This window comes from Bombella mellum (genome assembly GCF_014048465.1).
In the GTDB taxonomy this organism is placed as follows: Bacteria; Pseudomonadota; Alphaproteobacteria; order Acetobacterales; family Acetobacteraceae; genus Bombella; species Bombella mellum.
The window spans coordinates 36,671-57,934 of sequence record NZ_PDLY01000001.1 but is presented as its reverse complement, the minus strand read 5'-3'; the positions used below and the strand labels follow the sequence as shown (position 1 = coordinate 57,934).

Below are 21,264 nucleotides of genomic sequence, written 5' to 3'. Positions count from 1 at the left end.
ACCCTCATTTGGGGAAGGGCATCCCCTCACGTTCGGCGGTCTGGGTCAGCTCGTGGACGAATTCCTCGCCACGGTCAAACTCGACATGTGCGCCACCACCTGTCCATGTCATGCTCACGGCATTGCTGGCCGCAAGGGCATTGAACAGGGCACGTCCTTCTTCCTCCGGAACATAGCAGCCCCACTGCGTGCCACGATTGATGATCCCGGTATAATGGAAGCCCTTCACCTCATATCCGCTGGAAAAACGGACCGTCAGCCCGGAAGCGTCAATCTCCCGATCCTTGATGACAAACATGAGGAACACGTCACCACCACGACGGGGAGAAACGGAGAACATGACGTCGCCATCCGCCAGCAGGGCCGTCAGGGTGTGGTCCAGCTCCAGCATCTGCCATTTGCCTGTCTGTCCCAGACGCTGACCACCATTGGGAGACACGCCAAGGGCCGCCACGCCACTGGTCGTCACCCGGCCATCCTGTCCCACTTCCAGAGGAGCCTGCGCCCACGCCGGGGAAAGAGTTCCACACATCAGCAGGGAGAGCCCCGCCATGCACAGCGTCTTCTTCCGCACCACCTTCGTTTCCTTCCTTTTCCGAAACCAGACCGGGACAGACACGCTCCGCTCAGTCCGCCACATTCTCGGATTCATCACTGGATACTTCATCAAGAAGGTCATGATGACGTTCATGGGCCTTGTGACGCTCTTCCGCCGGCATGTCCCTGATGACGTCATGCACCGCCTTCACGGGATTTGCAGCCGGTTCTTTGCTGTCAGACATAACAACCCTCCCTGCTCGCTGTTCAGACAGATGGCTTCCCCTTCCGGAGAAGCCACCAGCCCACCACTGGACCATCAGGCCAGCCTGATCAAGCGTGACGGTCTTCCGTTACTGCACGACTGCCTTGCAGAAACACCATCACCGGCACATCATCTGTCGCAGACTCCGGAATTCTCGACATAGGTGACCAGCCGCTGATCACCCTGGAGCAGGGCCGCAGAATTCCCCTTCGCATCCGCCACCAGCTGCCGGATATACTGGGCACAGGGCGATTTGGGCCGGTGGGCGACGGCCCAAAGTCCATTTCGGGACGTTTCGGCAGAGAGGCCCAGACGACGAAGATTCTCATCGTCAGTCTGCACTTCCCGATGGTCCGGCCCCTGATGCGCCTCCACCTTCGCACTGTGCAACGCCTGGGACAGGGTGCCCTTTGTTTCCGGCATGTGGCTCAGCTCATCAGCACACGCCACGCCTCCCCATGCAGCAGCTGCGACGACAACAAGAAGAAGATGTCTCATGAACAAGGTTCCCGCACTACATTGTTAGGATGGAAGGTGACTCCCTGTCACATTCCATCCGGTATGATCTCAGGCAAACGCCCCATTTCTTTGCGCAACTTTGTGGCAGAATTGGCCTGCTCAGGGAGTCTGCAGTCCCCGTGGCTCCTCGACAACGGCATTGTCGCTGGCAACATCCGGTTTGTAACAATATTTCACGACATTACCAGGACCGTCATCAAAATACCTGAGCAGGTGAATAACGGCATCATAACAGTTGCCCCGTCTTTTATTGATGAGCACATCATAGGCATTGTCAGCAATACGCCTGCTGGAGTAGGCCTTGTGAAGAAACTCATTGGCCCGCTGCGGGTCCAGCGCAAAGGACCCGTCCTCATTCCTTAAATACACCGCCTCCCCAGCCCGTGCGATTCCGGACAGGGACAGCATCACGACAGCACACAGCACAAGACGTTTCACGACCATTTTTCCCCACTCATTTTCCCGAGGCCTTTTCCAGCAGTCTTTCCCAGTTCCTCACGAAACGGATGAACCTGCCGACTCCAGTTCCGAAACTGCTGGATCATTCCTCTCATCATGCCGAATAGAGGCTTCTCACTCAACGACCTTTCACGACGCCTGAGCCATCTCCTCTTTCCCTGCACGGTGATGGCTTCTCCCGGAAAGATTCTGCCCATGCCCCGCCCCTCATCGGGAGGGCTTTTACTGCCAGAACAGCAGCTTCACGATCAACGCCACGCCAGATGCAACACATATTATTGCGCCGCAGCACCACGCCCAACGCTGGGCCTGTCTGTCCCATCTGCTTTTCTTCGCCATCGGTTCCTCCCTTCAGTCTCCCGAAAGCATAGCATGAAAACCCTCTCCCTCACCCCTGACTGGGATCTCACGCTGGACAGCACGGGCAATCTGGTCGTGCTGACGGACAGGGCGGCCATCCTTCAGGACGTATGCTCCGCCGCCCGCACATGGCTGGGCGAGGTCATCTACGACACCGGGCAGGGCATACCCTACGACACGGACATCCTCCGCTCGGACGTGGACCTCTCCTTCTATTCTTCGGAGATCGAGGATGCGGCCATGTCCGTTCCCGGCGTGGCGGCGGCCACCTGCCACCTCGCCAACCCCACGAAAGACCGGCAGCTCACCGGCGTCATTCTCATAACCTTCAGTGATGGGAGCATGGACCATGCCCAGTTCTGACGCCACGACAAACGTCCCGGCCCCCATCCTCACCGATGCGGGCTTCACCGCCCCCTCCGAGCAGGACATCCTTGCCGGGGTTCTGGCCGACATGAACGCCGCCCTGGGAGGCGGTGCCAACACGGCCCTTTCCACCCCGCAGGGACAGATCGCCCTCTCCGAGACCGCCATCCTCGGCGACTTTCTGGGGGCGATGATCTCCATCTTCAATGGCGTGGACCCGGCCTCCTCTTCCGGGCGCATGCAGGAGGCCATAGGGCGCATCTACTTCATGGAACGCCGCCCCGCCACGGCGACGACCGTCACGGTGCAGGCCAGCGTGAACGCTCCCGGCCAGACCATCGCCGCCGGTACGGTCGTGGCACAGGGGACGGATGGCAGCCTCTATGTGGCTCCGCAGGCCATCACACTTCCCCAGTCCGCCACGGCCAGCCTCGACCTCGCCTGCCAGACGGCGGGGGCCGTGAGCTGTCCCGCCAGCAGCCTGACGCTCTATCAGGCGGGGCTGGGGCTGGCATCCCTCACCAACCCTTCTCCCGGTGCCACAGGGGCCGATGCGGAAAACCGCGCGGATTTCGAGGCCCGGCGGGCCGCCAGCGTGGCGGCCAACAGCATCGGGCAGAATGCCTCCCTCATGGGGGCACTGCTGGAGCTGCCCGGCGTGACGGACGCCTATGTGATGGACAACCCTTCGCAGGCGGACGCCGTGCAGCAGGGCGTGACCATTCCGGCGGGGGCGCAGTACATTCTGGTGGAAGGCGGCGATCCTACGGCCATCGGGCAGGCCATCCTGCGAAAGAAGCCCCCAGGCATCCCCACCGTGGGGACGCAGATCGTCACGGTGCAGGACACCAACCCCGTCTATGAAGGAAATGCCCCCTCCTACACCTTCCATTATGACCGGCCCACACCGGTTGCCGTGCATGTGGTCATGGAGATCGCCACATCCGATGCCGTCCCCTCCGATGCCGCCGGGATCATCCAGCAGGCCATCGTGGCGTATCTGACAACCGGGGCCAACCGCATCCGGCTGGGCAAGACCATCTATGCCTCCCGCCTCTCCGCCGTGGTGGACGGGCTGGGAGACTGGGCGGAGGTGCTCACCCTGACCATCGGCACGGACGGCAGCGCAGGGCAGAACCGCCTCACCCTGCCGGTCAGCCAGCTTGCCACCGTGACGGCTGACACGATCAGCGTGCAGGTGGTGGCATGATCGACATACGGGAGACCATCCTCGCCCAGTATGCCAACAGCCCCACCCTCACCGGCATCATCACCCGTTTCAATGCGGCGGCGGATCCCCGACGGCTGATCGGGACCTTCCTGCAGGACGTCTGGAACCCACTTACGGCGACCGGCTGGGGGCTGGACGTGTGGGGCCGCATCGTCGGCATAGGCCGGGTGCTGAAGATCGACACAGGGGGCTATCTCGGCTTTTCGCAGGGCTATCCTTCCTCCCGCACCTTCGGGGAAGGCATCTGGTATTCCGGCCAGACCACCGTGGCCAATTACCGCCTGCCGGACAGCAGCTACCGGCAGCTCATCCTTGCCAGGGCCGCAGCGAACATCTCCGGCGGATCCATTGCCGACATCAACCACATCCTCATGATCCTCTTCGGGAACAGGGGCCGCTGCTACGTCGCCAACACGGACGATCACACCATGATGATCGTCTTCTCCTTCCAGCCCACGCCCATAGACGTGTCGATCATCGCCTCCGGCGTCCTGCCCCGCCCGGCGGGCGTGCGCTACCGCTACATCTTCATCCCCCCCACCAGAAACGATTTCGGGAATGACATCCTATGAAGGCCTCCGACCTCCCCACAAAGATCACCGTCCCTTTCGCCGACAGTGCCGGTCCATCCTACAGGCGGGACATTCCCCTCCAGAGCAGTGATGCCGGGGCGGCCTCCTTCATGCTGGGCTTTCCTGCCCTGACCTTCCAGCCCACAGGAGCCGGGGGAACGCCTCCGGACGGGCGGGACATGAACGGCATCCTGCATGCGCTCTCCTCCGTGGCACGGTCATGGTTCGCCGGGATCACCCAGACCTTTGACCCGGCCTTCGCCAGCGATGTCGGAGGGTATCCGCTGGGGGCCGTCCTGCGGTCCAGCACGGATCCGACCGTCCTGCTCATCAGCCAGCAGGATGGCAACATGACCGACCCCGCCACGGACCATGACGGCATCCACTGGCATGGCATCGGCAGCGGCACTCTCCAGAACACGCTGGATGACCTGTCCCGCAGGCTGGACGATCTCTCCCGGACGCTGGACGGCAAGGTGAACCGTTCCGGCGACACGATGAACGGCAGCCTGTTCTCCACAGGCACCTATGGCTTCAACGGGTCGGAAAGCACCTACCCCGTCGGGGCACAGATGGGCGGGGCGCAGCTCTACCTCCAGCTCACGAGAAACTCCTCGGGAGACATCTCCGCCTCCCTGACCTTCCGCTCGGCTGGCGGGGCCTATTACAACTTCATCGGCATCACGCCGGACGGCAACATGGTGTCCCCACGGGGCAACGGCTTTCTGGAGATCAGCCCCCAGAACGGCCTGCCCATGAAGCTCCAGGCCTTCACGACGAAGGCCGACAGGGGATGGGTCATCAAGTTTCCGACCCGCTTTTCCGGCCCACCGGTCAGCATCATCGTCAGTGCCCTGGAAAATGACTGGGACTGCGGGGCCGACCACAGCACATGGGCCGCCGATGGTTTCACCATGAGCACATGGTCCGACAACACGGCCAACCGCCCGCAATATGTCTCGATCATGGCCGTCGGCCCAGCATGAGGACAGCATGACCCAGCCTGTGAACAGAACCCCGGCATGGCGGTCCTACACCGTGACGGGCAACCCGGAGGACATCGTTCCCTCCACGACCGTCGCCAGGGAGATCGGCGGCAAGATTGACGCCCTGAACGGACAGGCCGCCGGGCTGGCCCTTGATGGCGACAGCACCCTGGCCGGTGAGAAGGTCCGGGACGTCCTCGCCCGTTTCCCCGAGAAGATGGTGACCAGCTATGGCGTCACCCATGACCCCACCGGCCAGAACATCGCCGCCAACAGTGCCGCCTATCAGGCCGCCATCGATGACTGTGCCGGCACGTTCCGTCTGCTTCATCCTGCCGGGCTGGCCGTCATGACCGGCACGCTCCGCATCACGAAATCCGACACGCATCTCATCCTGGACGGCACCCTCACCCTCGCTCCCGGCAGCAACACGAACTGTCTGGACATCGACGCCCCCGGCCAGTCGCTGGAACGCATCTCCATCACCGGGCGGGGTGTCATCGATGGCAACGGAACCAGCCAGCAGGGCGGGCAGACCGCCGTCAGTGGCGGCATATGCGCCAACACCCTCAGCCATACGGGCAACACGCCGGACAGGCCCTCTTCCCCCACGCTGATCGACAACCTGCTGATCTCCGGCATCACGGTCCGCAACACCTTCAACTGGCCGCTCTCGCTGGGCTTCATCAGCAACAGCATCGTCACCGGGGTCACGCTGGCCAATGGCGGCAACAGCCCCCAGTTCATCTGGTCAGCCGACAACTGCTGGTTCACGGACAGCCTCTCGACCGGCCACACAGATGGCGGCTTCGTCTTCTACATGGGCTGCCGCCGCTGCGGGGCCACGGGCAACACGGTCTCCGGCAATCATGACGGGATCGGCGTCTATTGCGACAGCTCCGACCAGCCCGCCAATGAAAACATCCTCATCGCCAGCAACCACGTCCATGACAATGCCGACAGTGGCATCGGGGTCACCACCGCAGACCAGAAGGGCACGGACGGGCTGATCCAGAGGAACATCCTCATCACGGGCAATGTCCTCTCCAACAACAACACGCACGGGCGTGACGGTGGCGGCTCCATCGGCATCGTGGCCGCCCAGGGCGTGCAGGTCCGTGGCAACATCGTCTCACGGGACGGATCCACGACCACGACGGGAAAGCCCGTCTATGCCGCCTATGTCTCGGACAATTCCCGGAACGTCGGGATAGAGGGCAACCATTTCGAGGACATCGGCTCCGCCACCAATCCGGGGACGGCCATCTATCTCAACGGCTCCGTCGGCACGGTCATCCGCAACAACACCATCACCAACACGGCAGGGGCCGCCGGGCCGACCCGCACGGGCATAGAGGGCAATGTCGGCCCCCAGTCCCTCGTCGGGGGGAACATGGCCACCAGTGCGCTGGCCGGGTCGCTGCTGCTCGTGGGCTGGCAGGATGACACGGTCTTCATGGGGCAGCCTGATGGCAGAGGCGGCCAGCTCGACAGCCTGCCCCTGGCCAACAACATCGTGGCCTCCGGGCAGTACGGCTATGGTGACCGGACCCTGAGCCGCCAGATCGGGACCACGGCCAATGACGTGGGCATCTACCTCCAGACGGCGGAAACCCAGTCCACGGGAGCGGCATCCGGCAACATCGTCCTCAGGAAGGGGTCGGTCTTCCGGGAGTTCGCCTTCCAGCCCAACGGAGCCATCGTCCCCCCGATGGGCGGCGTGCTGCTGACCATGCGCAGCCCCACCGGTGCCCCCCTCATGATGCAGGTCTTCACCGTCCGGGCTGCCCACGGGGACAGGATCACCTTTCCGCAGTCCTTCACGAGCGACAACGTGGCCGTGATGATGCCACCCTTCCACAACGGCACCAACATGATCGTCGGCGGCACCTCCACCCTCGGCCCCACGGACCGCAACGGCTTCACGGTCGGCAAGTTCTGGGTCGGCGGCGGTGGGGCCAACATCGACCCCGCCGATGACATCACCATCATGGCCATCGGAGAACAGTCACTATGAGCCAGACAGACGCCTATTTCGCCATCACAGAGACCCCGGCGGGTCATGATCCCGTGGCCGTCCGGGGCTGGGCCGCCATGCCACTCCATCAGGAAGAGAGGAATGCGGATGGTTCCGTCACCAGTCGTCTCCTCACAGATGAGGAACTGCTCCAGAAGGCTGCTGCACACACACCACCGGGCAGCATGGCTGTCCGGTTGGACGTCACCGATGAGGAATGGAATGCCCGCCCGACCGTGAATCCGGTCCTGTCCTCGGGAAAAATCATCCAGGGGCCAACCCCCGCCATCCCCCTGAAGGAACAGGCCGCCGCCGCCATGCAGAAGGTGCAGCAGCAGGCCGCCATGACCTCCGCCATGGGGGAAACTTTCGGGCCAGAAATGCAGGACCATGTCCGTGCCCTGCGGGCCATTCTGGACGGAACGGACACCACCAGCACGACCCTGCCGACGGCACCCGCAGACCCGACGACATGATGGGGGCCGACATGACTGAAACAGACAGCCGCCCCCGAGGCGGTTTTTTTATGTCCGGAGGATCACGATGAGGGACAGGGACGACAAAGACGAACGTCCTGCCAGGCAGGCAGACATCACCAACCATGAGCGACGCATCACCCGTCTGGAGACGGGTGAACAGCATCAGAATGCCACTATCGCCGCCATACAGACAACCATCAGGACAGAATTCAGCGACATCAAGGCGGGTCTGGCGGACCTGCAGAGCTGGCAGGCCCGGGCTTTCAAGATCGCAGGGGCCGTCGGGGCTGGCATCGTCGCCGCCGCTTACGCCCTGCTCCAGCATTACTTCGGAGGCTGACATGACACCCCGTGGCATCCGCAACAACAATCCCGGCAACCTGAACTTCGTCCACCAGCCCGGCGCAGTGCTGGAACCCGGACCCAACGCCCGCTTTGCCCGCTTCCCCACGGCAGAGGCGGGGCTGGCCGCCCTGCGGGACCAGCTCCGCCGCTACATCCTGCGGGATGGCATCGACACGGTGGCAGGCATCATCGGCAAGTGGGCACCTCCCAGCGAGAACAATACCGCCGCCTACATCCGGGGCGTGGCTCATGCGCTGGGCGTGGAGCCGGATACCCGGCTCGGCCCCCCATCTCCCCGCCTGCTCACCGGCCTGATGAACGCCATCATCCGCTTCGAGAACGGACAGAACCCCTACGGGCCGCTGGTCGCACGGGTGGCCAGAGATGCTTCCTCCCACTCCCTTCACTCACCTGACAGTCCGAGGATCTCATGAATTTTTCCGACCTTCTCACGGCCCTTCCCGGCAGCGTGCAGGGCTATGCCGCCCTCCTCATCGTCGTCTGCAATCTGGTGACGGTCTTCATCAGGCCCCCGGCCGCAGGCTCCCGCTGGGTGCTTCCCTACCGGGTCATCTCGGCGGTCGCCCTCAACATCGGCTGGGCTGCCAACCATGTCCGGCCGGGACAGACTGACAAAAACGGTCACCACGTCTTTCAGGGTCCACGACAGCCCTGATACAGTCCTCACGACATCACCCTCTCCAGAAACACGGGACGATCACCATGACTGGCCTCCTGACATCAGGACTTCTTTACAGCCTGGCCGCCTGTGCTGAAATTGCAGGCTGTTTCTCGGCGTGGGCATGGCTGCGACTGGGGAAAACGCCCCTCTGGCTGATACCGGGCAGCCTGTGCCTTGGGCTGTTCGCCCTTCTTCTGACCTTCAGCCCTTCCGACCATGCGGGGCGTGCCTACGCCCTCTATGGCGGCATCTACATTATCATCAGCCTGTTCTGGGGATGGGCCGTGGAAGGCATCGCTCCGGACGGCTGGGACATTGCAGGGGCAGTCCTGTGTCTGGGAGGAGCCATGCTCATCCTGCTGGCTCCGCATGGCCGACACTGACAGGGCCGGCCTGTCGTCAGGACCGGTAGCTGAAACGTGGCAACGTCCAGTTGTACCGGATGGACAGCAGCCGGAAACTGATGCCGAACACCATGGAAATGATCAGCTCCACGTTCCTGTTGTCCACGACCTGAGTACAGCACAGGAAAACGATCCCCGTACTGACGGACACCGTGCCATAGAGTTCGGATCGGAACAGGAGCGGGATGTCATTGCACAATATGTCCCTCAGCACTCCCCCCATGCACCCGGTTATCATGCCCGAGATGATGACACAGACCACGGAGAGATGTTCCGTCATCGCCACCTGACAGCCCATCACGGTAAAGACGACCAGACCGATGGCATCCAGAAAGAGGAACAGCCTGCGCAGCCGGTGCATGTGCTGGGCCACCATGATGGTGGCCAGGGCCGCAAAACCGGTAATCAGCGGATAGCTGGGGTGACGTACCCACGAGAGCGGGTAATGGTTGAGTAGCACGTCACGGATCGACCCCCCTCCCAGAGCGGTGATCCACCCCAGAAGGAACACTCCGACAAGGTCCATCTCCAGCTTTCCGGCCAGCAGGGCCGCTGTCATGGCCTCAGCGATGATGGCGATGATGTAGAGCGTAGTGTAGAGATCGACTGTCATGCTGCCTCACCTGAACACGGTCATCCTGCCGGGTTCATGCCATGCCCGTCACGTTCAGCGGACGACCAGCCGCCCATAATTGGCGAACAGGACGTGCGCATCATCTTCCCCGAAAGGCGTCCCCTTCTTCAGGCACTGGATGAAACGGTTCATGAAACGCATGGAGGCGAGGGTGTCATTGGCCGCATCCCCGTTGAACGTCACCATCAGATGATTGAAGTCACCATCAACGGCATAATAACGCTCGGATGAAAAACACTCGCACAGCGTATGGAACTCACGCTCCATGGAGCTGACCATCTGTCGGTAGAACTGATGGGACGCCTCGATCTCACGGTAAAAGGTCTCGTGTCTGGGCTGGACCCGTGGATGGGCATTGGGGAAAGGGGCCAGGTCCTGCGAGAAAAGCTCATGCTTGGAAAGGCGGCCGATCTTCTTGCCCAGCTGCCGTACCTCCGCCTCATAGCCCAGCAGGCTGTAAACCGAATCAACCATCAGAGATATCCTTCCCTCTGCACGGCCATGATCTTTCCAGAAAGGAAAAGACCATAACCGGCTACATACTGTTACGGAATGAGTAACATACCTGCCCGACTGACAGAACGGCTTTCTTGGGCCTGCCCCCGTCCATCACCTGTCAGGATGGTTCAGGGACCAGCAGCGGGATGTCACGACATTCTGGTCCCTTTCGGGGGCTGGCATTGTCAGGGCGCACAGGGCCGTGGACCCCGACGATGCGTTCCGATCCTCCCGATACAGGACCAGCACTTCCTCGCCATCCGCCGGATGTGCCGACACGACCTGATAGCGTCTGTTCAGCAGGGTCTCCAGAGAGTCCGCAAGAGGCGTCATCCGTGTCGGTACGGCCAAGGGACTGTAAGGTGCCTTGATCCCCGAGGCAGGCAGGGTCAGGTCATCCGCCCGGACCTTCATCGGCATCACGAGGCAGGCCAGTCCCGCCAGCAGACAGCCCGGCCAGACACGGCCTCCCTTCTTCATGAACCAGCGCATGACCTGTCGTCCTTTCATGCCTGTCAGAACAGCCGGGCCGCCACGGCCCTGATCTGCACCGTACCGGTGAAATAACGGTTGGCTGGCAGAGTTCCGGCCGCCTCACCCCCATGAAGCTTCAGCACCCCTTTCACCCTTGTGAAGATGGAGGCCGTATGATCACCGGCCATACGGCTCAGGCTGGCCGACACCACATAGCTCAGGGTCCCGTCATCATATCCCCCGTTCGGACCATGATGCAGCCGGACCCTCATGCGGTACTGGCCAAGACGGTAGTCTCCCTGCCCGATGGAAACGGCCTTCAGCTCCTGCTTCTGCCGAATGTTCGGGCCAAGACGGGTCCCAAGCGTATCCACCACGGCTGAGGCACCGGTACCGGCCACCAGTGCCGTCGGGGACAGCCGGGCCTGCACATCATAGATGCGGTCCAGCCCCTCCGCCCGTGCCGGGCTGACCATCAGGCCCGTCGCCAGGGCCAGCATGCTTCCATACAGACTGGCGGCTCCACATCCTGTCGTCTTCATCACAAAATCCTTCATTTCACTTCACTGTCGACCACCGTCACATCGAAGCGGTTCATGCCAGAGCGTGCTCCACGAATTTTATTACTACCTCAGAACGAGTATGACCAGAGACACGCCCCGCCGGACCGATCACCATTCTGACAGGCTCAGTCCGGGCTGGCCCGTTCATCAAGGATGATCTGCATGAAGGTCAGGTCCAGCCAGCGGCCAAACTTGCAGCCGACCTGCCTGCACTGCCCCACGACCGAAAAACCCAATGTCTCATGCAGATGGATGGAACCGACATTACCCGATTCAATGCCAGCCACCATGACATGATAACCCCGCTGACGGGCCTCCTCCAGCAGGGCCACCATCAGGGCACGACCGATACCGGCCCGCTGCCTGTCCTTATGAACATAGACAGAATGTTCCACCGTATGACGGTAACCATCCCAGGCCCGCCACGGACCGAATGTGGCATAGCCCGCAACCTGCCCGTCAGCGGCCACGGCAACCAGGACTGGCAGATCGGTCTCTTCATGCGCCCTCAACCATTCCATCCGGTTGGCCATATCAACCACCCGCTCGTTCCATATGGCCGTGGTCGTCCTGACGGCATGATTGTAAATTTCCGTAATGGTGGCGACATCACCGTCTCTGGCTGATCGAATCTGAATCGTCACATCCTTTTCCCCTCTGAACATGACCGCCGGACCGTTTCCATGCGGCCATCTCATGGACAGACCCCTGACAGAACCGCCTGTCACCTGTCACTGACAGCCCGAACCCTACCCCCATCTATATGAAACAGACAGCAAAAACAGGCCACTCACATATTTTTGGGGGAAGGCCCGAAAAACCATTTTTCTTATTACGGAAATTTAATTACCAGTAGCACACAATCCGGCCTCATCACCCCGCCTTGGAGAACAGAACCGTGTCGTCCTCCTATCATTTCATCTTCCAGCTGACCGTCACCACATCCCTTCTGCTCGGGTTTGCAGCAGCCGGACCGCTCAGCGGCCTTCGCAAGCGTCTCCCCTTCCGGAGGCAGTAAACGGCCCTTCATGGCCGTCTTGCATCAGGACTTCCTGTATCCTGTATAAATAATACATGTTTGACCCTCCCTTCCGGCCTCTCATAAAATCAGCCCCGTAGTGACGGGTTGGAGACAACGGAACGGAGGAGAAGACATGCCGGGAGTGATGGCGGAATCTATTTACTTCTGGAGCGGCCTGCTGACAGGGACCTTATGGGCCGTCCTGCTCTGGCTCCAGCTCCCCGGCCAGACCCCGTGTCCTGAACATCTGAACCGCCGGACCGGCCTGATCTGTCTGGCACTGTCCGGTCTCCTGACCCTGACCCTGTGGTCACCCGTCTTTGGCGTCGCCGGAGCGTTCTTCTGCCTTGGAGGCTGGAGCATGACCCTTCTGTGCCTCATGCCGGTCATCTGGGCCTTCATCAGCCTGCGTCGCTCCCAGCCATCCTGATGAAACCTCTGGCCGGTCGGGGAGAACGTCCCCTTCCTCCCCGCCCCCATTCGCCCCTCATCTTCTGGCTGCGCCTGTCCACTGGCAGCATCATGGCAGTTCTCTGCCTGCTTGCTGCCTGCTGGGCCGACCGGCACCTCGCCTTTCTCCGCCCCTACGGGGCCACAGGCTTTTCCCTGCTGGCCATGATCGGCTGTCTGGCAGGAATGATTGTCCTGACCCTCTGCATGGGGCTTGGCAGCTGGCCAAGAATCCAGCATCTCGCCATCCGCTACCGATCCCTTCATGGCTATATCGGCATCACGACCGGCAGCCTGCTCGCCATGGGCTTTCTGGCAGGAACCGTGACACTCTTTGCCACGCCCCTCCAGGAATGGAGCCAGCCCCGCCTGCCAGCCTCCGAAACCATTCCTCTGACGGACATTCCATCCGTCCTGAACCATCTGTCCGACATGGAGCATGGCCATTACAGGGCCACGGACCATCAGTACAGGCTGACCCTCACATCTCCTGTCTCGGCCCGCCTCAGCTTGCCCGCAGCTCCGGAACTCCCTCTCGGGCGACCCGCAGCCCAGATTCTGGTCACCCAGCCCCAGGCGGGCACGGTCCAGCTATACCAGCTCGTTCCATCACCCGTGCCTGCTGTCATCGGGGGGCTGCACCGTCGCATGGGGCTGCCCCTGCCAGAAAGCTGGGCGATGCCGCTGGTCGGCCTCATCTGTTTCTTTTATGGTCTGGCCCTGCTTTCCGGCATCATCCTGCTGCTTCCGGGCATATGGCGGACCCTCATGACCGTACGGCTGGAAGGTCATGCCCGTCGCTTCTGGCTTGACCTGCACAGCCTGCTGGGCCTCTACTCCCTGCCCTTTCAGCTTGTCATCGCCCTCACGGTCGCCCTCTTTGCCCTAGCTCCACTCCTGCCAACCGGCCCCGGCCTCAGGAACAGTCCTCCTACTACTACAGGACCAGCATCTCGTGGTGCCGCTTTCCCGGAATCTGGTGCCGGGAACAGTCCTCCTACTACTACAGGACCAGCATCTCGTGGTGCCGCTTTCCCGGAATCTGGTGCCGGGAACAGTCCTCCTACTACTACAGGACCAGCATCTCCCCTTCCACCTGCCGTCATCCTGACACAGATGCAGGCCTTCGCTCCAGACTTTCGCCCCCTCACACTGGATTACGTACCCGCTCTACATATGAGGGACAATCTGGCAACTCGTCAGTCCCTTCACGCTCCTCTCTACGATGCCAGTGGATTCCATGGCCTTCCACCATCAGGACAGCCTTACCTGCTGCTCGAAGGCACGGATCCTCGCAATCCCCTCATCGGGCGGGACCGTGGTTCCATCCTGCTGGACCCGCATACAGGCACCATACTCGACAGCCAGAATCTGCCGGGAAGACAGCCCCTTGCCCGGCGCATCCTGACATGGTGCCTTGCCCTGCATTTTGGCAGCTTTGGGGGAGAGTTTGTCCGATGGCTCTATGTGATACTGGGTCTGTGCGGCGTGGGCTTCTTCCACACCGCCAACCAGCTCTGGCTCAATTCTCACCGCCGCCGGATACCGGGACAGCCTGCTCCCGTGGAGACATCAGCCACCCTGTGGACTGCCCGCCTGAGTGAAGGAAGCCTGTCCGGCTGCCTGCTGGGTCTCTGCGGCCTCATGGTCCTGAGTCCTCTCATGAGCCATCTGCACCCTGTCACCAGTCTGACCGATGCTGTCCCTCACGATCCGGAACAGGCACGGCAGGAGGCCAGCCTGACCTTCTATGCCCTCGTGGCCCTCAGTCTGGCCAGCTACTGCCTGTTTCCCCGACGTGTCTGCCGTGGCATGATTCTGGCTCTCTCGGCAGCCTGTCTCTCCACTGCCGTCGTAATCGTGACATTGCACCACATGATGACACGGACCTCCGCCCTGGAGGAGCTGACCATGGCCTTTGCCATCGCCAGCCTGTGCCTCTGGTACGGAGCCTTTCATGTGATCCGGTCCAGAAGATGACACCGGTTCCAGCGGAGGTCTTTCCTTCCGCTGGGACCGGCAGACCTGCCGTCACTCTCCGGACGCAGCCTCTCCGTCTTCTTCTGAAGGAAGACCGGCCCAGTCACGGATCATCTTCTCAGTCAGATACAGCAGGGTCGGTCCGATGAAGACACCGGCAAAACCGAGCGTGGCCAGACCTCCGAACGCCCCAAGCATGATGATGACGACGGAAATCCGCACATAACGCCGGATGATGAGCGGCTGGAGAAAATTGTCCCCGGCGACGGCCACCAGCGCAAACAGCAGCATGATGATGGCGTGCAGCGGAGACGACATGAAGTACAGCCAGACAGTGCTGAGCAGCAGCACCCAGGCCCCTCCGAACTGCAGCACGCAGGAAATGAACATGACGGCGGCAATGACACTGCCCATCGGCATGCCCGCCGCCATCAGCCCGACCCACCCGAACAGGGATTCAACGATGGCTGTCAGCGTGACACCGAGCGCAACACCCCGGGTCGTAATTTCAGCCTGCTTCAGCAGGGATCGACCTGTCCTGCCCCCCAGGCGGCTGCTGACCGTTTCCAGAAGGGAAATGATCCCTTCCGCCCGGCTCAGGATCAGCACCATCGCAATCAGCGTCAGGCCAAATTCCAGCAGCAGGGAGCCAAGACTGCCCGCCGAGAACAGGAGAGCATGGAAGATCTTCTCCGGAGAGGGGGTGACCCGCCGCATCAGGGTTGGCAGGCTATTTTCCCTCAGATGATCCCAGAATGGAACGATGTCGCCCCCCACATAGGGAAGATGGCCCACCCAGGCCGGAGCCGCAGGCAGCTGCAGCGACGGAAGGATGGAGATGAAATGGGACACGTCATCGACATGCTGGGCAAAAATGACGATCACCAGTATGGCAGGCAGAAAGAAAATGACCATTGCCGCCAGAACGGTGAAGAACACCGCTGCGGACCGGCTGCCAAAACACACTTTCTGAAGGCGCAGGACCAGTGGCCAGAGCGTGATGGAAATGGTCGCCCCCCAGATGATGGGCGGCAGGAAAGGATGGATGATCCACGCTGCCGCCAGAAGCAGCAGCGTGGCCACCAGGGCCGTCAATACCGGGCGGACCGGGCTGATCGCCACCCTGGTCGTCGCCTCGGCCGAGAGGAAGAAGCTCTTCAAACGCGCTATCATAATCTGTCCTGAACGAGATATATCCGCAAGGCTCCCCTGTCCCATGTCATACAGGACACTGGTTTCATGGAGCCGGGCGACGTCTCGCCCGCCAGCCAGAATCCGGGAACTCTCTGAAGTCCAAGGAACCTTTCACAAAGGTTGGATGAAGTAAAACCGAAAACCATCTGAAAAGCCAGATACCCCAATATGGTCACGATCTTTTCATTCGCCCCCCGTGACCTTCCCCTACAAAGACTGCTAAAAGGTTTCCAAGGTGGCCTCCCACAGGTGTCTGCCCGTTCGGCGTTGCCGTTCCATCTTTTGAAAGGATTTACCCACATGTCTCAGAAAGAAGTCAATCTGGCCCGCAACATGTCCCGCGAAGATCTGATCTTCGCTCTGGTGCAGGATGTGGTCCGCATTGAAGGCCCCAACACCAAAATCGACCGTGCCTATCTCCTCAAGCTCGTCGCCGAGATCGCCCGTTCCGTCGACGGCAAGTAAGACCGAACCAAAGGCCTCACAAGAGGCTGCAGACAGAAGAAGCCGGGGCGGAACACCGCCCCGGCTTTTTTCATGTCCTGATCCCAAGGAAAGACCCTGTCAGGACAGGGCCTCATCCGCCGGGGCATCAGAAACCGAAGCGTCGGAGGCAACGGTTGCCGTAACCTGTGTCACGAACAGGCTGATCCCCTCCTTGCTGAACCGCTCCAGCAGGGCACTGACCACCGCCGTACGCACGGCATCACTGTTGGTGCCACGGGCCGTATAGATCGCCAGTGTCGCATCCACCGTGTCACCAATCCTGTCACCCAGCCAGCTCTGTGGAGCAGGGTCTCTCAGAACATCCGGCTGCTCCGACACGACAAGCATGAACAGGGCCTGCACCTTGTCCAGATTGACATTGGTCGGCACGGCAAAGACGAGGTTCATCTTCAGCGGATTATGACCGGCACTATAATTCTGCACGTTGGCCGTGATGAACTGGGAATTGGGCACGATGAGCGTCGTGCCGTTCGGCAGGCGGATATCCGTCGCCCGCACGTTCACGCGCTGGATCACACCCGTATTGCCGCTGATGGTGATCTTGTCCCCTGCCTGAGCCGGACGCTCGGCCAGAAGGATGAGACCGGAGATGAAGTCCTTCACGATCGACTGAAGACCGAAACCGACACCAACGGACAGGGCACTGACCACCCATGTCAGGTTCTGGACGGAAATGCCCATCATGGAGAGCAGCTTCAGCCCTGCGGCAATCCACAACGTATAGGTCAGGATGCTGATGATGGATGTCTGCGCCCCATTGTCCAGCGAAGTGACCGGGAAGAGACGTGTCTGGAGCCACTGCTGGAGAAAGCGGATGAGGTAATAGACGCCAACAAGCAGAAGAGCCGAATCAAACACGGAACGGGGTGAAATTGGCACGCCAAACAGCATCCCCCCACCAAAGATATGCTGGAGCTGTCGCCAGGCCCCTATGAAAGAAACGCCATTCCGCCCCTGAAGCAGCGCAATGAACACCATGATGAGCCCCAGCCCGACCAGAGCCGTGCTGATGACCTCCATCTGTGCAAGGCGGCGGGCACTCAGCTCAAGCTCGGTCCACAGCCGCCCCAGCTGGCTCTGCGCTGAGAAGACGAACTGGGCAAAATCACGCCATGCCTGCATGAGCAGCATGACCACACCAAAGGAATAGAGAAGCGTCAGCACCCAGTCATTCAGCAGGAAGGCGAAGGAAATGTAGCCGCTCAGCACGGCTGCACCCGTCACGCCCAGAAGCAGGGCCGAAATGCCGGGAAGGGGAACGTGCTGGACGAGCAGGGCACCGATATCCTGCCCCGTACCGGAGTTTCCTCCAAAATCACTGCCGCTCCCTCCGTTCTTCTGCTGATGCTTGCTGAAACGGCAGGTCAGATACAGAAGCACGGCGGAAGAAAGGGCAAAGCCTGCCTCCAGAACGGCATCCATGCCCGGCCCGATGGCCCGGCCCACCTCGGCCGTGCGCAAGGCACCATAGAACAGGATGCCCCCTCCCAGCAGCAGGCTGCATGACAGGCAGTTCTTCCCCAGCAGCCAACGCCTGAGGGACACACCCGCTCCCACGATAAAGGCACATACGGGCAGGGCCTGTGTCAGATACGTCCCCTGCATGATGGGCACGCCCTCACCATTGAAGGCCACGGCCTGCCATCCCTGCCAGAGCACTTCGGCCAGCAGGCCGCACAGCACACCGGCAAGCACGCTCCCTAGGGACCGCTGCGTACGGATCACACTGCCCCAGCTTGCCTGTGCCCGTGTCGAGCCAAGTGCAAGCACGGTCAACCGCCTGATCCCCCAGCTGAACAGCCCTATGAGACCGCCGATGCCAAGAACGCCGATCAGGACATTCAGCTCCGGTCGACCGGCATCCCTGAACATCGCATAGCCATCCTCGATGGCCCGCTGCCAGAAGCCGACACTCAGAGGAGTGGCCACATGCCGTACCAGAGCCCCCTGCTGCACCTTGCGGCGCAGATCATCCAGCTGGATTTCCACCTGCTTCGTCTGAAGATCACAGACACGCATCCGCACCAGAAGGGCCGCAATATTCATCGACGTCTTGCGGGCGATGGCACGCTGGCGGGTGATGGAGCTGTCCTCCCCATCCTCAGCCTTGTTGCCCAGCACCTGGAGCAGGGAGTTTATGGAACCCTCATAGGACTGGATCTGCGCCAGACCGTCCGTCACATGCTGGCGCACCTGCCGTATCTGCTGGGTGTAGACGTCCAGCACCCGTCCCGTTGGCAGGGTCTTGTTCCGGCCAAGGGCAGAGCCAACCGAACGCAGCACGCCCTGGTCCTGGTCAAGCTGTGTCCGCAGGGTTGTCGCCACGCCTGCCCAGCCAAAATCACCCTCCGGCTGCCCGATGACGAGAGGCGTCGTCGGCAGGGGCGCACTGGCAGCTGCGGGTGGTGAGGAAGCCTTGGAAGCCGGGGCTGCCGCCGCAGGAGCAGACGACCCGGCAGCCTGTACCGGGGCGGCCAGCATGGTCACCAGCCCCAGGCCAGCCCCCACACCCATCATGATCTGACGAACAGAATAACGCTTCATAAAGCCTACTTGAATCCCAATAACGGACGGTCACTCACAGGAGCATGTGAACACAGGAATATGGTAGTGTTATGCCGTCTTTCAAGGCTGGTGGCCTCATCAGTCCACGGCACGGAATCAGTCAGGCCGACCTGTTTCCCGACCCATGACCATGCCCATTTTCAGCGTTGCGGCGACGTTTTCCGCTGTCCGGCGAATGTTTTCACGGGACTGCTCCAACACGACTGACAGCGTCTCGGGCCGGGGAACCGTATCGAAAAAAGCCTCAATTCCCACCTCGTGCATCCTGTCCACTCCGTCACCCGTCGAGCCGACAATGGCGATGACAGGCCGACCCTGTGCCCGGGCGATCCGGGCCACACCCATCGGGGCCTTGCCCTGCGCACTCTGCCCGTCCATCCGCCCCTCACCAGTGATGACGAGATCAACATCCATGAACCGTTCCGCCAGCCGCAGCTGGTCGGCCACGATATCCACACCGGGTCGCAGCCGTGCCTCCGTGAAGGCCAGAAGACCGGCTCCCAGCCCACCGGCAGCCCCAGCACCGGGCACGTCCGCCACGTCCCGTCCGCACTGCTCCAGCAGCACACGGGCATAATGTTTCAGGGCCTCGTCAAGACGGACCACATCATCCTGATCCGCCCCCTTCTGGGGACCGAAAACATGAGAGGCTCCCTGTGGCCCGGTCAGCAGACTGCGGACATCGCAGGCTCCTTCCAGCGTGATGCCGGACAGGCGTCCATCCACCGCCGAGAGATCAATCTTCGCCAGCCGGGACAGGGCGGCCCCACCAGCAGGCAGCTCCCGCCCCTCATCATCCAGAAAACGGACACCGAGAGCCTGTGCAAATCCCGCCCCACCATCGTTGGTGGCACTGCCCCCCAGCCCCAGAATGACATGCTGGCAGCCCCTCTCCAGAGCGGCAAGAACAAGCTCCCCCACACCGTAAGTCGTCGTCCGCAATGGGTCCCGCTCCTCCGCCTTCAGCAGTGGCAGCCCTGCGGCGGCGGCCATCTCAATGATGGCCGTCCGTCCATCACCGCTGATGCCAAAGAAGGACTGGACGGTTTTCCCCAGAGGCCCGGTGACGGTGCAGGAAATCAACTTACCGCCCGTACCCTGCACGAGAGCCTCCACCGTCCCTTCTCCCCCATCGGCCATTGGCAGACAGAGATAGTCAGCCTCCGGAAACACACGGGCAAAACCGGCCCTTATCTCCTCTGCCACCTCCAGCGGGGCCAGACTTTCCTTGAAGGAATCACACACGATCGCAATTTTCATGCCACCCTCCTGCCTCTGATTCCATCATGATGGGCCGGAGATGACCGGAACGTCTAGTCCTCCTCGCCGTAGAACTCCTCACCCAACACGATGGCCGGACGCCCCCTGGAGCGGCGGAAATTATTGGTGTCCCGCAGGGAATAGGCACAGCCACAATATTCCTGCTTGTAGAACCTCTCCCGCTTGCTGATCTCGATCATGCGGGCGGAACCACCCCCCTTGCGCCAGTTGAAATCCCAGTAGGCCAGCCCCTCGTAAGGAGCCACGGCCCGGGCACCACAGTCATTGATCTGGGCCATGTTCTTCCAACGGGAGATGCCAAGGGAACTCGTCATGACGGGAAAACCATGCTCATGCGCATACAGGGCCGTCCGCTCAAAACGCATGTCAAAACACATCGTGCAGCGTATGCCCCGTTCAGGCTCCCACTCCATGCCTTTGGCCCGCTCGAACCAGTTGTCCCTGTCATAGTCGGCATCCACGAAAGGAATGCCGTTCGCCTCGGCAAAGCGGACATTCTCCTCCTTTCGCAGGAGATATTCCCGTTCCGGATGAATGTTGGGATTGTAGAAAAAGATGGTGTAGTCGATGCCGGATTCCGTCATCGCCTCCATCACCTCACCGGAACAGGGTGCGCAGCAGGAATGGAGCAGAACCTTCTTCTGTCCACCCGGAGGCTCGAGAAAAGGCCTGCCTGACGGTGTCAGGGGCACAGACTGGCGACGTTTCTTACGGGCAGCGTAACCACGCTCCCTGCCGGACCGTTCCCCATCCACAGGAGACCGGGATTCATCATGAACCTGGTCGCGCCTGATGTCCTGTGGGTCCGTCCCCTCATTCTCCATGACTGCCTCTCCTCCATCCGACCATCCGTACGGTTCCGGTCACGAGACCGG

At 61.4% G+C, this 21,264-nt stretch carries 26 protein-coding genes; 13 read left to right on the top strand and 13 right to left on the bottom strand.

The window, feature by feature from the left end; all coding sequences use genetic code 11:
- Window positions 1-4: 4 nt before the first annotated feature.
- The 4 genes from CPA56_RS00295 to CPA56_RS00280 form a co-directional block, all read right to left on the bottom strand.
- Window positions 5-553 carry a hypothetical protein gene (locus tag CPA56_RS00295; RefSeq protein WP_182040069.1) on the bottom strand — a complete coding sequence of 183 codons (549 nt, stop codon included), beginning with the start codon at window positions 551-553 and terminating at the stop codon, window positions 5-7.
- 73 nt (window positions 554-626) lie between these two features.
- Window positions 627-782 (bottom strand): hypothetical protein, encoded by a 156-nt coding sequence (locus tag CPA56_RS00290; RefSeq protein WP_182040068.1) that lies wholly within the window; start codon window positions 780-782, stop codon window positions 627-629.
- A 149-nt stretch (window positions 783-931) separates the two neighbouring features.
- Window positions 932-1,300, bottom strand: a complete 369-nt coding sequence (locus tag CPA56_RS00285; RefSeq protein WP_182040067.1) for a hypothetical protein — start codon at window positions 1,298-1,300, stop codon at window positions 932-934.
- A gap of 120 nt (window positions 1,301-1,420) precedes the next feature.
- Window positions 1,421-1,759, bottom strand: coding sequence for a hypothetical protein (locus CPA56_RS00280; protein WP_182040066.1), 339 nt, complete (start codon window positions 1,757-1,759; stop codon window positions 1,421-1,423).
- Window positions 1,760-2,152: 393 nt separating this feature from the next.
- Here CPA56_RS00280 and CPA56_RS00275 point away from each other — a divergent pair, with 393 nt between their 5' ends.
- The 10 genes from CPA56_RS00275 to CPA56_RS00230 all read left to right on the top strand — a co-directional run bounded on the left by CPA56_RS00275 (window position 2,153) and on the right by CPA56_RS00230 (window position 9,201).
- Entirely contained in the window at window positions 2,153-2,503 is a 351-nt protein-coding gene (locus CPA56_RS00275; RefSeq protein WP_182040065.1) for a hypothetical protein, read from the top strand.
- Window positions 2,490-3,716, top strand: coding sequence for a baseplate J/gp47 family protein (locus tag CPA56_RS00270; protein ID WP_182040064.1), 1,227 nt, complete (start codon window positions 2,490-2,492; stop codon window positions 3,714-3,716). Before CPA56_RS00275 ends, CPA56_RS00270 begins: the two co-directional genes overlap by 14 nt.
- A complete protein-coding gene (locus tag CPA56_RS00265) occupies window positions 3,713-4,309 on the top strand; it encodes a DUF2612 domain-containing protein (RefSeq protein WP_182040063.1) in 597 nt (198 codons plus the stop codon). The genes CPA56_RS00270 and CPA56_RS00265 overlap by 4 nt, the downstream gene beginning before the upstream one ends.
- Window positions 4,306-5,295 (top strand): hypothetical protein, encoded by a 990-nt coding sequence (locus CPA56_RS00260; RefSeq protein ID WP_182040062.1) that lies wholly within the window; start codon window positions 4,306-4,308, stop codon window positions 5,293-5,295. Before CPA56_RS00265 ends, CPA56_RS00260 begins: the two co-directional genes overlap by 4 nt.
- 7 nt (window positions 5,296-5,302) lie before the next feature.
- A complete protein-coding gene (locus CPA56_RS00255; protein ID WP_182040061.1) occupies window positions 5,303-7,312 on the top strand; it encodes a glycoside hydrolase family protein in 2,010 nt (669 codons plus the stop codon).
- Window positions 7,309-7,788, top strand: a complete 480-nt coding sequence (locus tag CPA56_RS00250; RefSeq protein ID WP_182040060.1) for a hypothetical protein — start codon at window positions 7,309-7,311, stop codon at window positions 7,786-7,788. The genes CPA56_RS00255 and CPA56_RS00250 overlap by 4 nt, the downstream gene beginning before the upstream one ends.
- Window positions 7,789-7,855: 67 nt before the next feature.
- Window positions 7,856-8,131 (top strand): hypothetical protein, encoded by a 276-nt coding sequence (locus CPA56_RS00245; RefSeq protein ID WP_182040059.1) that lies wholly within the window; start codon window positions 7,856-7,858, stop codon window positions 8,129-8,131.
- A 1-nt stretch (window position 8,132) separates the two neighbouring features.
- The gene (locus CPA56_RS00240) at window positions 8,133-8,570 is read left to right on the top strand and encodes a structural protein P5 (RefSeq protein ID WP_182040058.1); all 438 of its coding nucleotides are present in this window, start codon (window positions 8,133-8,135) and stop codon (window positions 8,568-8,570) included.
- Window positions 8,567-8,812 carry a hypothetical protein gene (locus CPA56_RS00235; RefSeq protein WP_182040057.1) on the top strand — a complete coding sequence of 82 codons (246 nt, stop codon included), beginning with the start codon at window positions 8,567-8,569 and terminating at the stop codon, window positions 8,810-8,812. Before CPA56_RS00240 ends, CPA56_RS00235 begins: the two co-directional genes overlap by 4 nt.
- Window positions 8,813-8,859: 47 nt before the next feature.
- Window positions 8,860-9,201, top strand: a complete 342-nt coding sequence (locus CPA56_RS00230; RefSeq protein WP_182040056.1) for a YnfA family protein — start codon at window positions 8,860-8,862, stop codon at window positions 9,199-9,201.
- A gap of 16 nt (window positions 9,202-9,217) precedes the next feature.
- Here the strand turns inward: CPA56_RS00230 and CPA56_RS00225 are convergent, their stop codons facing one another.
- The 5 genes from CPA56_RS00225 to CPA56_RS00205 form a co-directional block, all read right to left on the bottom strand.
- Complete coding sequence (locus CPA56_RS00225) at window positions 9,218-9,835, bottom strand: trimeric intracellular cation channel family protein (protein WP_182040055.1); 618 nt, start codon at window positions 9,833-9,835, stop codon at window positions 9,218-9,220.
- 54 nt (window positions 9,836-9,889) lie between these two features.
- Complete coding sequence (locus tag CPA56_RS00220) at window positions 9,890-10,330, bottom strand: hypothetical protein (protein ID WP_182040054.1); 441 nt, start codon at window positions 10,328-10,330, stop codon at window positions 9,890-9,892.
- 135 nt (window positions 10,331-10,465) lie between these two features.
- A complete protein-coding gene (locus CPA56_RS00215) occupies window positions 10,466-10,846 on the bottom strand; it encodes a hypothetical protein (protein ID WP_182040053.1) in 381 nt (126 codons plus the stop codon).
- Window positions 10,847-10,869: 23 nt separating this feature from the next.
- Window positions 10,870-11,370, bottom strand: coding sequence for a hypothetical protein (locus CPA56_RS00210; RefSeq protein ID WP_182040052.1), 501 nt, complete (start codon window positions 11,368-11,370; stop codon window positions 10,870-10,872).
- Between the two features lie 146 nt (window positions 11,371-11,516).
- Window positions 11,517-12,035, bottom strand: coding sequence for a GNAT family N-acetyltransferase (locus CPA56_RS00205; RefSeq protein WP_326831269.1), 519 nt, complete (start codon window positions 12,033-12,035; stop codon window positions 11,517-11,519).
- A gap of 522 nt (window positions 12,036-12,557) precedes the next feature.
- Between CPA56_RS00205 and CPA56_RS00200 the strand changes: the two genes are divergently transcribed.
- Together CPA56_RS00200 and CPA56_RS00195 are read left to right on the top strand one after the other, a co-directional pair.
- Window positions 12,558-12,842, top strand: a complete 285-nt coding sequence (locus CPA56_RS00200; protein ID WP_182040050.1) for a hypothetical protein — start codon at window positions 12,558-12,560, stop codon at window positions 12,840-12,842.
- A 92-nt stretch (window positions 12,843-12,934) separates the two neighbouring features.
- Window positions 12,935-14,842: a PepSY-associated TM helix domain-containing protein gene (locus CPA56_RS00195; protein WP_182040049.1), complete on the top strand. Its 1,908-nt coding sequence runs from the start codon at window positions 12,935-12,937 to the stop codon at window positions 14,840-14,842.
- Window positions 14,843-14,893: 51 nt separating this feature from the next.
- Here the strand turns inward: CPA56_RS00195 and CPA56_RS00190 are convergent, their stop codons facing one another.
- Window positions 14,894-16,015 (bottom strand): AI-2E family transporter, encoded by a 1,122-nt coding sequence (locus CPA56_RS00190; protein WP_182040048.1) that lies wholly within the window; start codon window positions 16,013-16,015, stop codon window positions 14,894-14,896.
- Window positions 16,016-16,336: 321 nt separating this feature from the next.
- Here CPA56_RS00190 and CPA56_RS00185 point away from each other — a divergent pair, with 321 nt between their 5' ends.
- Window positions 16,337-16,501 carry a hypothetical protein gene (locus CPA56_RS00185; RefSeq protein WP_182040047.1) on the top strand — a complete coding sequence of 55 codons (165 nt, stop codon included), beginning with the start codon at window positions 16,337-16,339 and terminating at the stop codon, window positions 16,499-16,501.
- Between the two features lie 99 nt (window positions 16,502-16,600).
- On the opposite strand, the gene CPA56_RS00180 is transcribed toward CPA56_RS00185, so the two are convergent.
- The 3 genes from CPA56_RS00180 to CPA56_RS00170 all read right to left on the bottom strand — a co-directional run bounded on the left by CPA56_RS00180 (window position 16,601) and on the right by CPA56_RS00170 (window position 21,213).
- Window positions 16,601-19,087 carry a mechanosensitive ion channel family protein gene (locus tag CPA56_RS00180; RefSeq protein ID WP_182040046.1) on the bottom strand — a complete coding sequence of 829 codons (2,487 nt, stop codon included), beginning with the start codon at window positions 19,085-19,087 and terminating at the stop codon, window positions 16,601-16,603.
- Between the two features lie 117 nt (window positions 19,088-19,204).
- Complete coding sequence (locus CPA56_RS00175; protein WP_182040045.1) at window positions 19,205-20,368, bottom strand: glycerate kinase; 1,164 nt, start codon at window positions 20,366-20,368, stop codon at window positions 19,205-19,207.
- Window positions 20,369-20,421: 53 nt separating this feature from the next.
- On the bottom strand, window positions 20,422-21,213 hold the full coding sequence (locus CPA56_RS00170) for an epoxyqueuosine reductase QueH (protein WP_182040044.1): 792 nt from the start codon (window positions 21,211-21,213) through the stop codon (window positions 20,422-20,424).
- Window positions 21,214-21,264: the final 51 nt, after the last annotated feature.

Coding starts and splice junctions, on each gene's coding strand:
- CPA56_RS00210 (WP_182040052.1), bottom strand. CDS start 11,370: ATGAAGACGACAGGATGTGGAGCCGCCAGTCTGTATGGAAGCATGCTG.
- CPA56_RS00260 (WP_182040062.1), top strand. CDS start 4,306: ATGAAGGCCTCCGACCTCCCCACAAAGATCACCGTCCCTTTCGCCGAC.
- CPA56_RS00295 (WP_182040069.1), bottom strand. CDS start 553: ATGGCGGGGCTCTCCCTGCTGATGTGTGGAACTCTTTCCCCGGCGTGG.
- CPA56_RS00250 (WP_182040060.1), top strand. CDS start 7,309: ATGAGCCAGACAGACGCCTATTTCGCCATCACAGAGACCCCGGCGGGT.
- CPA56_RS00285 (WP_182040067.1), bottom strand. CDS start 1,300: ATGAGACATCTTCTTCTTGTTGTCGTCGCAGCTGCTGCATGGGGAGGC.
- CPA56_RS00190 (WP_182040048.1), bottom strand. CDS start 16,015: ATGATAGCGCGTTTGAAGAGCTTCTTCCTCTCGGCCGAGGCGACGACC.
- CPA56_RS00245 (WP_182040059.1), top strand. CDS start 7,856: ATGAGGGACAGGGACGACAAAGACGAACGTCCTGCCAGGCAGGCAGAC.
- CPA56_RS00230 (WP_182040056.1), top strand. CDS start 8,860: ATGACTGGCCTCCTGACATCAGGACTTCTTTACAGCCTGGCCGCCTGT.
- CPA56_RS00290 (WP_182040068.1), bottom strand. CDS start 782: ATGTCTGACAGCAAAGAACCGGCTGCAAATCCCGTGAAGGCGGTGCAT.
- CPA56_RS00240 (WP_182040058.1), top strand. CDS start 8,133: ATGACACCCCGTGGCATCCGCAACAACAATCCCGGCAACCTGAACTTC.
- CPA56_RS00270 (WP_182040064.1), top strand. CDS start 2,490: ATGCCCAGTTCTGACGCCACGACAAACGTCCCGGCCCCCATCCTCACC.
- CPA56_RS00170 (WP_182040044.1), bottom strand. CDS start 21,213: ATGGAGAATGAGGGGACGGACCCACAGGACATCAGGCGCGACCAGGTT.
- CPA56_RS00215 (WP_182040053.1), bottom strand. CDS start 10,846: ATGCGCTGGTTCATGAAGAAGGGAGGCCGTGTCTGGCCGGGCTGTCTG.
- CPA56_RS00255 (WP_182040061.1), top strand. CDS start 5,303: ATGACCCAGCCTGTGAACAGAACCCCGGCATGGCGGTCCTACACCGTG.
- CPA56_RS00235 (WP_182040057.1), top strand. CDS start 8,567: ATGAATTTTTCCGACCTTCTCACGGCCCTTCCCGGCAGCGTGCAGGGC.
- CPA56_RS00275 (WP_182040065.1), top strand. CDS start 2,153: ATGAAAACCCTCTCCCTCACCCCTGACTGGGATCTCACGCTGGACAGC.
- CPA56_RS00175 (WP_182040045.1), bottom strand. CDS start 20,368: ATGAAAATTGCGATCGTGTGTGATTCCTTCAAGGAAAGTCTGGCCCCG.
- CPA56_RS00265 (WP_182040063.1), top strand. CDS start 3,713: ATGATCGACATACGGGAGACCATCCTCGCCCAGTATGCCAACAGCCCC.
- CPA56_RS00180 (WP_182040046.1), bottom strand. CDS start 19,087: ATGAAGCGTTATTCTGTTCGTCAGATCATGATGGGTGTGGGGGCTGGC.
- CPA56_RS00185 (WP_182040047.1), top strand. CDS start 16,337: ATGTCTCAGAAAGAAGTCAATCTGGCCCGCAACATGTCCCGCGAAGAT.
- CPA56_RS00220 (WP_182040054.1), bottom strand. CDS start 10,330: ATGGTTGATTCGGTTTACAGCCTGCTGGGCTATGAGGCGGAGGTACGG.
- CPA56_RS00200 (WP_182040050.1), top strand. CDS start 12,558: ATGGCGGAATCTATTTACTTCTGGAGCGGCCTGCTGACAGGGACCTTA.
- CPA56_RS00195 (WP_182040049.1), top strand. CDS start 12,935: ATGGCAGTTCTCTGCCTGCTTGCTGCCTGCTGGGCCGACCGGCACCTC.
- CPA56_RS00225 (WP_182040055.1), bottom strand. CDS start 9,835: ATGACAGTCGATCTCTACACTACGCTCTACATCATCGCCATCATCGCT.